Source organism: Yeosuana marina, from assembly GCF_011762485.1.
GTDB lineage: Bacteria > Bacteroidota > Bacteroidia > Flavobacteriales > Flavobacteriaceae > Yeosuana > Yeosuana marina.
On the sequence record NZ_JAAKGI010000027.1, the window covers coordinates 73,747 to 87,527 of the forward strand.

Below are 13,781 nucleotides of genomic sequence, written 5' to 3' on the forward strand. Positions count from 1 at the left end.
ACAGGTCACTCGAACTGACAGGGGTAACGAGTGATTATTTAAAAACCTAGATGTCACTTCGAGTGGTTTTCGAAGCATGAGAAAATTGTATCGAGAAGCAATACACTAAAAATAGTTCTCGATACGATTCTCCTGCGTCGAATCACTCGAACTGACAAGGTTCTCGATACAATCTATGTCGTTCCTCCGTAGATCACTCGAACTGACAAAAGCGTTAATACTGTCACTTCGAGTGGATTTGTGTAGTGCAACGGAACAAATTTGTATCGAGAAGCAATGCACTAAAAATAGTTCGCGATACAATTCTCCTACGTCGAATCACTCGAACTGACAAGGTTCTCGATACAACCTGTGTCGTTCCTCCGTAGATCACTCGAACTGACAGAGAGGAACAGAAGGTTATTTAAAAACTAAATGTCACTTCGAGTGGTTTTCGAAGTATGAGAAAATTGTATCGAGAAGCAATACACTAAAAATAGTTCTCGATACAATTCTCCTGCGTCGAATCACTCGAACTGACAAGGTTCTCGATACAATCTATGTCTTTCCTCCGTAGATTACTCGAACTGACAAGGTTCTCGATACAATCTACGTCGTTCCTCCGTAGATCACTCGAACTGACAAGGTTCTCGATACAACCTACGTCGTTCCTCCGTAGATCACTCGAACTGACAGAGAGGAACAGAAGGGTATTTAAAAACTAAATGTCACTTCGAGTGGATTTGTGTAGTGCAACGGAACAAATTTGTATCGAGAAGCAATACACTAAAAATAGTTCTCGATACAATCTACGTCGTTCCTCCGTAGATCACTTGAACTGACAAGGTTCTCGATACAAAACCCTTTTCAAGGATTTCACTCGAACTGACAAGGAGTTATGTTTTGATACGATGTATGCTGTGGGAGTAAGGGCTTGGTTTTTTTGTAAACATATTTAAGGGTTTTGATGCGGTTGTTTTATGCCCAGTCTGTAATGGGAATGTTACTTTATATCTAACTAATGAACTATTTTGTTAAGTTATTAACAGCTTTTTTGTTAAGACATTGTTTATAATTGGGTGTCTGTTTTACCCATGATTATTAGGTTTCTTTCGTAACTTTGAATCGTAGGTTTTATCATGTTAATAACTTTCTTAATAACTCGTTCTACGGTTTTTAACACATCCTTAACATTTCGTTAATTTTGTTTTGTTAACTAATTAAATTTATGAAAGGATGAAAGCAATTTTAAAACATTTAGGAACCGTGTTTAAGAAACACCCAACATATTGTAGTTTATGTACCGATATTGTATTTACCCGAAAGAAATCGCCATTATATTAGGCAAAAGTTATACCCATTCCTGCCAATTGGTTAGAACCATTAAAGATGCTTATGGTATTACCTCAAAACGCTCCATTAGTATTAAAGAGTTTTGTGAGTATATGGATTTACCCCATGATGATATTTTTAATATGATTAATCAATCTACAATGAGTCTTCGAGGTAAGTCAGCTTAATCCCTGCGTTCTCTATCTTTTTCTATTTTCCCTCCCCAATTTCCTTCTATTCCTTTTATTTATCTTAATAAGACCTGTGCCTTGATTCAAAGTATATGTATTTTGCAGTTAAAATTATCAACAATTTAATAATCCATTTAATGGTTATTTATAGTTCATTTATTCTTGAATTGTATGATAAAAAAATCGCTACCCTATGAGGCAAACCTTATACCTATTCCTGCCAATTGGTTAGAACTATTAAAGATGCTCAAAACGCCCTGTTAGTATTAAAGAGTTTTGTGAGTCTATGGATTTCCCCCATGATGCTATTATTTCATATGATTAATCAATCTACTATGAGTCTTCAAGGTAAATCAGCTTAATGAATATCCAGCCTATTTTTCTATTAATTTTTATTTTTACTTCAATAGTTTTGCCATTTAACTACTTCCTATAACCATCCCACTATCAAGTTATTAATAGTTATTAACAAGACCTTTTAAACCTGTACTATTCCCTTATTTTTGTGTTTCAAAAAAAATAAAGATCCAAAACGTCTTGATTGTCGTAGATAGGGTATATTATTATTTTAAAAAACAGTTTATCGATATTAAATTACACTTAAACGAAAATTATTCTAAACCACTATGTATTTTGTCGAAATAACAAAACTCTTAAACGATTTTTTTTAAATAATATTTAATTTTATAAAACACTAATGATTCCCTCCCTAAATTTTAATTGTATGACGTCTATTTTAAAACCTATGCTCTTTATTTTTTTAGTAACCATTTCTATTGCTTCCTGTAATAATGAAGAATTGTTTGTAGAACCTACGGCCGATACGCCTGTTGAGACCACCACGCCTACCGATTCTACTAGTACGGATACCCCGACCCCTCCTGAAGATACCGTTGACCCCGTTAATACAACCACACCCTGTGATTTTGATTTAAGCACCGCCAGTTCTGGGGATACCATTATTATCAATTGTTTGATGGATTTAAATGGCCAAACCATTAATTTACCTTCTAATGTTACCATCCTCTATGAAGGGGGCGATATTACCAACGGGACGCTTAATTTTTCTGATAATTCTGTCATTTCTGGTGAGTTGTTAAACTCCAGCGTCACCCTTAGCGGTAGTACTCCACAATTAAAAGACCCTACCTTTAACTTTGATCCAACACGTTGGGATATTGTTCAAGGTGAGGTGTCTGATGACGTAGCTCAACGTAATCGTGATTTATTGGTAAGCTATTTTGAACAAGCTAAAGCTTTGGGGGCCACAACCTTTAAAATTGATACCCTAGACGCTTATTTTAAAACAGATGATCCTACTGTTCAATCAAGTGAAGGAGCTATTAATGTACCATCTGATTTTCATTTATTAATGTCAGATAACACCCATTTAAGACAGCAACCAAATAATAATAAAAGCACTATTTTATTAGCAGTATTTAAAGTATCAAATGTAATTATAGAAGGAGGTTTTTTTCATGGAGACCGAGATACCCATGATTATTCTGATGGTGAAACACATGAATGGGGGCATTCAATACGAGTAGGAGGTTCAGAGAATGTTACGATCAAAGGAATTACCAGTATAGATGCAGGTGGTGATGGAATTTCTATTGGTTCACATGGTCATGCATACGATACTTTTTACCGACCAACAGATAACCTTTTAATAACAGGCTGTACTATTATTAGAAACAGACGTAATGGAATCTCCATAGGAGATGGAAGAAATATAGTTATTGAAAATAATGAGTTTATTGATAATGGTGTAGACACAGAACTTTCAAAAGGAACTGCGCCAAGAATGGCTATTGATATTGAAGCACAAAACAATGGTGGTGTTGTTTATCAAATAGCAAAAGATATTACTATAAGAAACAATACAGAAACGGGTGCTGCATTTTTCTCTTTTTATATTGCATCTGGAAGTAATGTAACCATTGAAGATAATAATACACAAGGCTCTATTGGTTTTTATGAATCGCACGATTCAGTTATTAGAAACAATACTATAATAGCAACGTCTAATGAGCAAAAAACAAGTAGTACAGGTTTATTAGGAGGTGTTTCTCCTACTATTTATGGAAACTATAACAATAAAATTTATGGTAATAAAGTGACTGGGTACGCTATTGGTTTAGATGTAGTTAATTTCAATAATGAGATTTATGACAACGAGATTATTAATTGCAAAACAGGTATTATAATTAATGAGTTAAAAGATAGTAGCATACATGATAATGTTATAAAAAGTACATCAGACAGAAGTATGGGGATTATAACAAAAGCTTCAACAAGCTCAATAAATAATGTAACTATTAAAAACAATACTATTGATGTAGTATTAAGTGCCTTTAAAATGCAGGATGTTAATTTAGATAACACAAATAATAGTTTTAATATAATAAACAACACTACAAAATCAAATGGAGGAACTTCATCTTTTAATAATTTAAGTGGTTTAGTGTTTAATGATAATATTAATGAAGGCGGATTTAGAATGGTTGGTGCTACTAATTCAACATTTGCAAATAATACCATTAAAACAAACGGTTCAATAGGTCTTGATTTTTCTAGCTTAAATGATAATATAGAAGTATTTAACAATGCTATTACAATTAACGGAACTTCTGAATGTATAAGGGATAAACAAGATAATACCAACCTTAATATTTATAATAATACGTGTAATTAAAAATATTTTAGAGCAGTTCCTATTCAAATTGAAGAATACACTTTTCTCAATGAAAGGTGTATTCTTTCCCCAATATATGATTAGTTAATTTTTTTTTAATTGATTGTGTAAATAACTCAGCTCCTTCTTTAGACAAATGATCTTTGTCCTTCCAATATCCAAGTAAATTGTTTCCCTTAAAATAATCTGTTAAATCATAATATATTAATTTTTTTGTTTTCATAATTTCACTTAATTTATCATTGTCATTTTTACAGGTATCATTAAATTTTGGCGAAGTGAAAAAAATGATTGTTTTATTATTTTCTTCACAAAATAGTTTTAGCTCATCTAAGTAGCTGTTATAAATTTTATTTATAGCCAACCGCTGTTGACATTTTTCTGATATTTCGTCGCTTAGAATATTTTTGAAAATTTTTCTTTGATTTTCATTTACATAAATAGGGTCATAACCAAAATACGTTTTATAATTATAATTTGGTTTGAAATAGTTTTTTAATATTCCCAAGACAGAACTATTATAACTCAAACTCCAATAAAAATTTTGGATAATATTATTTTGTCCTAATTTATCAATTTCATTTTTTATAATTTTATTTCTGTTATATTTTGAATTCAAAGCTTGTATATCAACGCCTGTATAATTTTCTGAAAATGCATTTTCTGTATCAATTTGTAATAAGATTATTTGTTTTTTTTCTTTTGGCAAAAGTTTAATCAAAGTTGCGGGGTATGCTATTTTACGCCCATCCATTCCCATATTGAAACTATTTTGAGATATCATAAGTGGATCTATATTATGATTGGCTCTTGAACTTCCAAAAACAATAAAATCAACATCATCTTTTATTTTCAAAAAATGATTTAGTTTACCAATACTTTGGCCTGTAAAAACCTGATCACTTATTGTATTAAGAACAAAAAAAACTATTTTGTCGACAAGAAGTGTAATAAGAAGAATAAAAACAAAAGTTTTTATAATATATTTTAAATTCTTTGTGTCCATAGCTTTAAAATTGAAAATAAATAAAATTATTCGAGGTAGAATAAAATAGGTTAATTAGAATTATAATGACAGAAGATATAATGGCTATTTTAGTAATACTGAATTTTGCTCCAAAATTTTCTAAATCTATCTTTTTATTAAAGATATAAAGGTCAAATAATATCCCCATTGATAAAACAAGTATAGCATTTATAACTGAATTTATATCGCCTATAAATGGCATAGAAAAGTCAAATTGAATTATTTTTTTTATTGCTATGGTTGCGGAATTTAAACTTTGTGCTCTAAAAAATATCCACGAGAATAGCACTATAGTAAATGTTATTGGATAACCTAGAAACCCAAAACCATTTAATTTATGCGCATATGGAGTAGATTTAAAATATTTTTCTAAGCTTAATACAGTACCATGTATACCACCCCAAATAATAAAGGTCCAATTAGCACCATGCCATAAGCCCCCTAGCAGCATGGTTAGCATTAAATTGCGGTATGTAATTTTTATTCCTTTTCTATTGCCTCCTAGTGAGATATATAAATAGTCTCTTAACCAAAAGGATAAAGACATATGCCATTTTCTCCAAAACTCAGTCAATGATTTTGAAAAATACGGCAGATTAAAATTTTGGTTGAATTTGAATCCTAATAATTTTGCAGTACCAATCGCAATATCTGAGTAACCTGCAAAATCATAATATATTTGAAATGCATATAAAAAAGTTGCTAATATTATGGAAGTAGAATTATAAATCCCAATATCTCCATAGATTGTATCTACATAAATACCTAGTGAATCAGCAATTACTATTTTACGAAAGAGACCGACTAATATTTGAATTACACCTTCATTAAACCATTCTTTTTTAAAAATCCTTTTTTTCTCTATCTGTGGTAGTAAATTAGTAGCTCTTTCAATTGGGCCTGCAACTAACTGGGGAAAAAAGGCGATATAAGTAAAAAAAGATATGATGTTTTTAGTTGGTTGTAATTGTTTTCTATAAATATCAATAGTATAACTTAAAGTTTGAAATGTATAAAAACTTATACCTACAGGCAAAATAATATTTAATGTTAAATCATTGGGATGCCATCCGAATTTAGTCATTAAATCTGTAAATGATTCGGCAAAAAAATTGTAATATTTGAATATAGATAATAAACCTAAATTTGCAATTAAACTTACTAGTAACCAATTTTTTCTTTTTTTAACTGTGTTTGATTTGAATATTTCAGAACCTGCTTTAAAATCAATAAAAGAACTCAAAATTATTAAGGATAGAAATCTCCAATCCCACCAAGCGTAAAAAATATAACTTGATATTAGTAATAAAATATTTTGTTTGCTGAGATTGTTATTAAGCAGCCAATAAAGCATAAAAATTATTGTAAAAAAAACAAGAAACTCAAATGAATTAAATAACATGGTCTTAGATTTTTAATGTATTCTTAACTAAGAGAAACTTACCACTTTTTTCAACAGGTATGTCCGTTACATATTCTATTTTAATGTTCATTAGTGGTCCTACTCGGTCTATAATATTTTTTAGAAACGTGCTTTCTTCTTTTAAAGAGAAAATATTTTCATCTTTATTAATAAGGACTATTATCTCATCTGGTACATGCTGTTGTATTTGAAATTTAATGATGCCATGAACCCCTTTAAGACAATTGGATATATTTCCTAAATTAATTTTTCCTGTTTCTTCAGAATAAATATAATCAGACATTCGTCCTAAAATTTGTTTTACTGTTGGATTATGATTCCCACAAGAGCAGGTGTCGTCACTTAGTTCAATTTCATCCCCGATATCATATCTAATTAATGGTGTTCCATGGGTATTAAATGAGGTAACTATGAGTCTTCCCTTTTGAGCAGGCTGGTTATTGTTATCTAACACTTCAAAAACACCACTTTGCAATTCTAAATGTAATTTTTTGTTTTTACATTCTACTATAAATGGTGCTCCTTCAGACGATGCATATTGATTATATAGGTTTGTTTTAAAATACCCTTCTAACACATGGCGAATATCATCCGTAATGGTTTCAGCTGTTGGGAATATTGCTTTAATGACATGCTCTGGAAACTCTATATTATTATTTTTACCATATTTAGCAATCTCATACATGGTAGATGGAAAGCCCACCATATATTGAGGCTTATAGGATATTAGATTTTTTAGGTAATGTTCTAAATATGTAGTGTGTATATGGAAGGTAGAGTAGTAGCGCACCTTATATATATAATCTGTTTTCCAAAACCTATTTTTTTGTAGATCTTTTTTAGTTAAAAGATTTTTGCCGCTAAACCATGCTGTTTTCTTGCCTAATTGGTATCCAAATCCATTTCTAAAATTATCCAGTATGGCAAATCGCTCCTGTATATCTGTAGAGGTATATAAAACTTCAAGGGATTTACCAGTTGTTCCTCCTGTTTTAGAAAGAACCCCGGTACTTTTATCTATGGTATATATGTCATGGATATTTTTTCGTAATGTTTCCTTATCTATAACTGGTAATTGCTGAATATTATCCAAGTTTTCAGGATTTTTTATTTTTTTGAAGATGCTGTTATAATATTTTGATTTTTCATTTACATACTTTACAAAATCTCTATACTTCTTGGTCTGTATGTCTTTTAAGTCGTCATAAGACAAGCTTCTGTTTTTTAGATATTGTTTTTTAAACTCCTTATATTTAGAACCATATCGTTTATTATAAGCGACTATATTAAATAACGATATGATTATATTCTGAACGATATGTGGAGATTTTAGATATATCTTGTCTTTTATATTTGTCATACTCTATACACGTATTTGTTTTAAATAAAATTCCTGAACTAATTCTGCATTTTTATGAATATCATAGCCTTTGTTTTTTAACAATTCAACATGATCCTTTTTTGTTTCTGTCATTTTTTCTAAAATTTTATCTGCCCAGATATCTGAATCTTCGGTTAAGGGTAGGTATGTTATATCGTCTGTGAGCGCAACTTCCTTAGTTATTTTATCAGAAGCAAAAACTTTTAAGCCCGCAGATTGTGCTTCAATTAAGGTTACCGGAAGCCCTTCATAAAAAGACGGAAAAACAAACATATCCATCATTTGATATAATTGAGGAATATCTGTGCGTACACCCAAAAACAGTACCTTATTTGCTATCTCTAAGTTTTTAACTTCTGTCTCTAATTTTTCTCTCATAGTACCATCGCCTACAAGAACCAAAACGCAGTTGTCTTTTTTGTTAAGCAAACTCTTAAAAATTTGAAATAAAAACAAGTGATTCTTTTGGCTTGAAAATCGTCCTACATGACCGATCACCACCTTATCTTCTAAGGCATTTCTTTTTTTATATGATTTACTTATTTCTGGGTTATATGTAAATGCTTCGGTATCAATAGCATTATTCATAATCGTAAATGTAGTTTCTTCGCCAAACAACCAGTTTCCTGCTTTTTCGCCACATGAGAAATAATGCGTTGGGGCGTTTTTAATTTTCTTTTTAAGTTGAAATTTAATAAGTTTTTTAAACGTTTCCTTTAAGCTTTCATTTTTTTGTATGACATCTTTAAGTTTTATAGGTTCAATAGCAATATGTGCATGGGCAATACGGCACGGAATATTAAATTCTTTAGCAATTTTTAATGGAAAACAACTAAATGTATTTAGGTGAGAATGAACAATTTTATACTGTTGGTTTGTTTTAAAGAACGCTCTTAATGCTTTATAGTAGTTATTTGGTAATAAGGGGTTTATGGGCGTTAATTTATACATTCTTCCTCCTAAGCTTTCTATTTCATCATCAAAAGCTCCTTTTTCTTTTCTATGTACCAAAAAATCAAATTGTATTTTAGTGCGGTCTATAGCTCTATAATAATTCATAATCATAGATTCTGCACCCCCTCTGTTCATGACCGTAAAAACTTGTAATACCCTAACTACACTCATTGTTATTTTCTTGTTTTATATAAAATATAGATATGTAACATGATACCAAACGGTATGGCTATAATTGTTAATAGTTTTCGAGGAGATTCTGATACAAAAGCACTATTTTTAATAAACATAGAGCTTGACACATAATGTATGGCATTTTTAAAACGCTCCTTAAAGGTATGTCCTAACAGCATTCTACTTTTTCTTGAAAAGGCAAAGCCTTTAGGATGTCGTCTATATTGTTTTAATATATTAAGGCTCGATCCATCTTGCATATATTCCACGATACAAAAAACGGCATTCGTTGTTAATAAGCTGTATTTTTGATCAATTAACTGATATAAATATCCCAAAGGAACAAACCGTTCATCATTGTATATTGGATATGGTGGAAACTGTTTTACAACGTCTGTTTTATACACTAATTTTTTATCTCCTGTCACATGATGTTTGTGGTATAAATCGTATAATGTACTTTGTTTGATATGGTCTGGTATTTGCGACCCAATAATATTACCGTTTTTATCCGCATCAAGCCCCACAATACCTGCAATATCTTTATTTAATTCAATTTTTTTCCATAATTGCAGTATGTCTTCAATGGCATTTTCAGGAGCCCAATCATCACTATCAATACACACATTTAATGGTGTTTCTATTAATTTATAGGCGGTATTATGTGCTCCATGCATCCCTTGATTGTCTTGATAGTGGTATTGGATGTCAATTTTATGATCATGTATCCATGATTCTACCAAGTCTCTGGTGTTATCGGTTGAGCCATCATCAATAATCAACCATCTAAAATTCTGATTTGTTTGTTGTACCAAACTTTCATAGCATTGGTGAAGACAATAGGCTCTGTTAAAGGTGGGGGTAAAAACAGTAAGTGTTTTCATAGGCTGACTATTATTTTCCATCATAGTAAATAAAGTACATTAAAAAGGTAAACATAAAATAGGCCGTGACTACTTTAGCAATCACGATTTGCTGGTTTTTAAAAAACTGTTGCTTTAATAAGGGGTAAATAATTACGATTGCCATTAAAAACCAAGATAGATAGGCAAAACGATTTGAGAAATTAGCGCGAATAATCAAAATCCAAAATGTATTACAAATTAAATAAGTATTATATAATCGAAAATAAAACTCATCCTTAAACTTCTTTTTAATTATAAAATACCAACCAGCAAAGACTGGAAAAGCGCTGTAAAACAAAAAATCCCATCGAAATCCTGTATTGCTAAATTTACTAGCATCCATACTTGAAGAAAGATAGCCCTCCAATCTATCATCTCCAAATCCCAAAATTGTAAAAAGACTAATAAACAATGAGCCAAATATAAATGAAGTTGGTATAGCTATTACCCATGATTTTAAAAATGTTTTCGGTTTGTTGTAAAAAAGAGTTAGAACATATGCTGCTATAGGTAGTAGCAAGGATTTATGGACCAAGCTGGCTAATATAAATAAGATGATCATTAATATCTTCTTATTAGGAAAACAAATCCCCCATAAAAACAAAGACGTAGCTAAGCCGTTTCTAATGCCATTTGTACCATAACTAAAGAAGGAGAAAGACACAACAAATAATAAAAATGCATAAAACCAATAGTTATTAAAATTTTTTTTTGAAATTAAATACATTGGAAATATATATAAAAAGGCTGTTATTAAAAAGAAAATAGGAACACTAACAAAATTAGATAAAAATTTCATATAATAATGAAATACAACATCTTTAGTTGAAGTTACAGGAAACCCAATTGAATAGTTATGAAAAAAACCTCTATAAGCCCCCATATCACCAAAATACCTGCTTACAGGTCGTAATCCAATATACAGGATAACAGATAAAAACAAAATTATACCAGAAGTTCTTAAGAACTTTAAATTTTTTTCAGAATTTAAAGATAAAGTGTAAGCATGTAATAAATTTGCAATAACTAAAAAAAAAGAAAAATAAATATATAAATCATAATATATTTCAGCAGGAATAAATGTTATCATTTTTTAATTTTTTACTAACTTAAATTATAAAATTAAGATTATGTTAAAGGATACAAGTTTTCTTAAAACTTTTCAATTTGGGTAATTAGTTTATTAATAGAGCAAATATGGTATTTATTAATTTTAGGTAGTTATTAATAAGGATTAAATTTATAATAATATTTTTTAATAATTTCTTTTGAAATATTTATCCCCAGTACCGGAAAAATATATTTTTTTTGAATAAAAGTTTAATACTGAGATGTAAATTCGTTTAAAAGACTAAATGCATAGTTGAATTAATAATTAAACACCAACAATATACTTGCTTTTTGGAAGAAAGCTTAGGACGCGCACAATTGCTAAACATATTAGAAGTGACACTATTGAAATTAAAGGTGTTTCAATAACTGGATGAAATATTCTATTATTTTCCAAAAAACGCCATACTATATCTCGAATAATGATAATATGAATAAGATAAATTCCATAAGAGTGTTTAGCAATAATATTTAAAACGTATTCCATATAATGAGGTAACTTGAAATTTTGGAAAAAGGTAAAAATTGCAATAACAAAGAATGCGCTAGTAATTGAAAGATTTTCTCTACTTAAAATCAATAAATTTCTATTAAAAATATAGCCACAAATTATTGGTAATAACCCCAGAAATAAGATAAATAATATAGAAGAAAAAGCTTTTACTTTGTTTAAGTATAAAATAGGGTATTTTCTCAAATACACGCCTAAAAATAAATAACCTATAAATCCTCCAAAATAGGTTAAAATGAAATAATAATCACCTTTAGGGTTATATATGCTATCGTCTAAAAATATGTTTAAATAAGGAAGAAATAAAGTTATTGACCATAATGCTAAAACAAATAATAGTTCTTTTCTTTTACATATATTCAACCATGGAGAAATTATTGGAATTACTAAATATAGACCACAGATAGCATATACAAACCAGTAAACACCTGTAACCGGTTTAATTGGAAAAAGAGCTAAATCATAAAATAATTCATTTAATGAAATTTTATTTTGGAAGTATTTAATAATTAATATAATTAAAGACCAAAAAAGAAAAGGACCTAAAAGTTTTGAAAATCTTTTCTTATAAAAAAAAATCATTCCTTCTTTAGTTGGAGCCAATAGACTAGAAGAAATCATCACAAATAATTCAGAACTAGGAGAAGCAATTATAGCAAAAAAAACCATAAACATCCCATATGACTCACTTATTGCAGGCATAGCGGAGTGGGTTAATATTACTAGATAACAAGCGAAAGCTCTCAAATTGTTTATGTACTGTATTTTCATAAAATAAAAAAGTTAGTAATAGTTTTTATAAAAATTATAATTGTTTAAACTAAATAAACACTCAAATGGCATAATCACATTGTTTTAAATTATATATTTAAAAAAAATATTGTTTTTATGACACATCCTTATTTTTTTTATCTCTTAATTTTAAATTTCACAAAAAGGAGAGTAATAATTACTTCACTGCAAATAGCTAATTAATTGTTATTAAGAGTAATCAAATCATCAAATCTTTTCATCACTATTTTAGGATTGAATCTATAAATATTTTCTTTAGCTTTGTTAGACATTTCTTTTACTAGTTTTTCATTTTTAATTAATGATAAAATTTTATCTGCGAGTTCACTAATATCATTAGGTTTAATTAAAACACCATCTTCATGCTCTTTAACAATACTTCTAGGTCCTGTTGGGCAATCAAATGAGACAACTGGTAGTCCATGTGATAACGCTTCCAATAATACCATAGGAAACGTTTCAAACCTAGAGCTCATTACATAAAATTTAGATTCGGCTAATATGGGATTTACGTTTGATATGGCATCCCTAATTTCAACTGTATTTTTAAAGTTGTAACTAGAAATTAAATTTAAAAGTTGTGTTTTATCATCACCATTACCATATATTAAAAGTGTCCAATCCGTTATTTTACTATCTATTTTAGCCCAGGCATCAATGAGCATATCATAGCCTTTCTGAAAACTTAATCTACCTAAACTAATAATTTGATTTTTTTTAGTAACTTCTAATTCGTTATCAATAGGATCAAAAAAATTAGAAATCACAACACCGTTTTTTCTTTTATAGTGCTTAAGTTCAGATTCATTTAAGAAAATAATATTCGTATAATAATTTTCAACACGTTCTATAAAAAATTGTTTTAATTTAAATTTAATTTTACCTAAAAATGAAGATTTTTTATATCCCATGTAAAAACCAAAATAAGATGTGTGATATTCATTATAAATTTTATAATTTTTTCCAATTATTGGTAAGATAAAGCGAACCCAAGACAAGGAAATTAAAAATATAGCATCAGGATTAAATTTTTCTATTTCATTTTTTAACAATTTATAATGCGTTGATATTTTGTTTAAGTTTTTCCAACTAAAATAAGAACCTGCCGCATAATTTATATTTAAATCAATATGATTCACTTTTTCTGAGAGTGGATAGCATGGTTTATTGTTTTTTTGCTCTGAAGTAATTAATAACACTTCATAATTATATGTATCTGCCCAATAGTTAAGTTTTTGCGTTAATGTTTTCTCTGCACCACCATGTAAGTATAATTGTTCAGTAATATATATAAGTTTCATTTTTCA

At 29.3% G+C, this 13,781-nt stretch carries 10 protein-coding genes; 2 read left to right on the forward strand and 8 right to left on the reverse strand.

The window, feature by feature from the left end; all coding sequences use genetic code 11:
* The first annotated feature begins 1,277 nt into the window (after positions 1–1,277).
* Positions 1,278–1,499, forward strand: coding sequence for a hypothetical protein (locus tag G5V56_RS14655; RefSeq protein ID WP_166966402.1), 222 nt, complete (start codon positions 1,278–1,280; stop codon positions 1,497–1,499).
* Positions 1,500–2,226: 727 nt separating this feature from the next.
* Positions 2,227–4,197: a right-handed parallel beta-helix repeat-containing protein gene (locus tag G5V56_RS14660; protein WP_166966405.1), complete on the forward strand. Its 1,971-nt coding sequence runs from the start codon at positions 2,227–2,229 to the stop codon at positions 4,195–4,197.
* A 46-nt stretch (positions 4,198–4,243) separates the two neighbouring features.
* Here G5V56_RS14660 and G5V56_RS14665 read toward each other — a convergent pair whose 3' ends face one another.
* From G5V56_RS14665 to G5V56_RS14700, 8 genes are all read right to left on the reverse strand, one after another.
* A complete protein-coding gene (locus G5V56_RS14665) occupies positions 4,244–5,203 on the reverse strand; it encodes a hypothetical protein (protein ID WP_166966408.1) in 960 nt (319 codons plus the stop codon).
* A 4-nt stretch (positions 5,204–5,207) separates the two neighbouring features.
* Positions 5,208–6,626, reverse strand: a complete 1,419-nt coding sequence (locus G5V56_RS14670; protein ID WP_166966410.1) for an MBOAT family O-acyltransferase — start codon at positions 6,624–6,626, stop codon at positions 5,208–5,210.
* Between the two features lie 4 nt (positions 6,627–6,630).
* Entirely contained in the window at positions 6,631–8,007 is a 1,377-nt protein-coding gene (locus tag G5V56_RS14675) for a phenylacetate--CoA ligase family protein (protein WP_240911332.1), read from the reverse strand.
* 3 nt (positions 8,008–8,010) lie between these two features.
* Positions 8,011–9,153 carry a glycosyltransferase family 1 protein gene (locus G5V56_RS14680; protein ID WP_166966413.1) on the reverse strand — a complete coding sequence of 381 codons (1,143 nt, stop codon included), beginning with the start codon at positions 9,151–9,153 and terminating at the stop codon, positions 8,011–8,013.
* Positions 9,154–9,155: 2 nt separating this feature from the next.
* On the reverse strand, positions 9,156–10,040 hold the full coding sequence (locus G5V56_RS14685) for a glycosyltransferase family 2 protein (protein ID WP_166966420.1): 885 nt from the start codon (positions 10,038–10,040) through the stop codon (positions 9,156–9,158).
* A 10-nt stretch (positions 10,041–10,050) separates the two neighbouring features.
* Positions 10,051–11,151 carry an EpsG family protein gene (locus G5V56_RS14690; protein ID WP_166966427.1) on the reverse strand — a complete coding sequence of 367 codons (1,101 nt, stop codon included), beginning with the start codon at positions 11,149–11,151 and terminating at the stop codon, positions 10,051–10,053.
* A gap of 285 nt (positions 11,152–11,436) precedes the next feature.
* Positions 11,437–12,453, reverse strand: a complete 1,017-nt coding sequence (locus tag G5V56_RS14695; protein WP_166966445.1) for an acyltransferase — start codon at positions 12,451–12,453, stop codon at positions 11,437–11,439.
* A 200-nt stretch (positions 12,454–12,653) separates the two neighbouring features.
* The gene (locus tag G5V56_RS14700) at positions 12,654–13,775 is read right to left on the reverse strand and encodes a glycosyltransferase family 4 protein (RefSeq protein ID WP_166966447.1); all 1,122 of its coding nucleotides are present in this window, start codon (positions 13,773–13,775) and stop codon (positions 12,654–12,656) included.
* Between the last annotated feature and the right edge of the window lie 6 nt (positions 13,776–13,781).